This window comes from Streptomyces sp. AC627_RSS907, from assembly GCF_019049165.1.
Genome location: NZ_JAGMUE010001283.1, coordinates 1 through 567, shown reverse-complemented (window position 1 = coordinate 567; position 567 = coordinate 1). Strand labels below are relative to the sequence as shown.

The 567-nt window shown below is 72.7% G+C and carries 1 protein-coding gene; it reads right to left on the bottom strand.

Annotated elements, in window-relative coordinates; genetic code table 11:
• Positions 1–289, bottom strand: a 289-nt coding sequence (locus KUM32_RS41500; RefSeq protein WP_374227621.1) for an SIS domain-containing protein, incomplete at its 3' end; no start/stop codon positions are given.
• Positions 290–567: the final 278 nt, after the last annotated feature.

Below are 567 nucleotides of genomic sequence, written 5' to 3'. Positions count from 1 at the left end.
CCAACAGGTCGAGCACCTCGGTGGTGGTGCCGGACCGGCTCAGCGCGACGACGCGGTCATAGCGGCGGTTGGGCGGGAACTCGGAGGCGGCGAACGCGTCCGTCTCGCCCTGGCCCGAGCCCTCCCGCAGCGCGGCGTACGCCTGGGCCATGAAGTACGAGGTGCCGCAGCCCACGACGGCCACCCGCGCCCCGCGTTCGGGGAACGCGTCCCGCTGCGCCTCGGCCAGCTCGGCCGCGCGGCTCCAGCACGCGGGCTGGCTGGTCAGTTCCTTCTCGACATGCGTCACGGCTACTCCGAAGCGAGAGGGGATGTTTATTGATGCAGTCTAGGTGACAGTTTCAAGCACGTTCAAGCATTCGTCATCCACTTCCGGACTCTTTCCGAGCCTCTCGTGCGCCGCCCGCGCCGCCCGCGCCGCACGGAACGGCGCACCGCCCTCGGCCCGCCGTCGACCCGAGCACCGGCCCGCCGACCGCGCCAGCCACCGCGCCAGCCGGCGCGCGCCCGCGCGCACCGCTCACGCCACCGAGGCACCACACCGACCCTACGCAGCCACCCTCACCC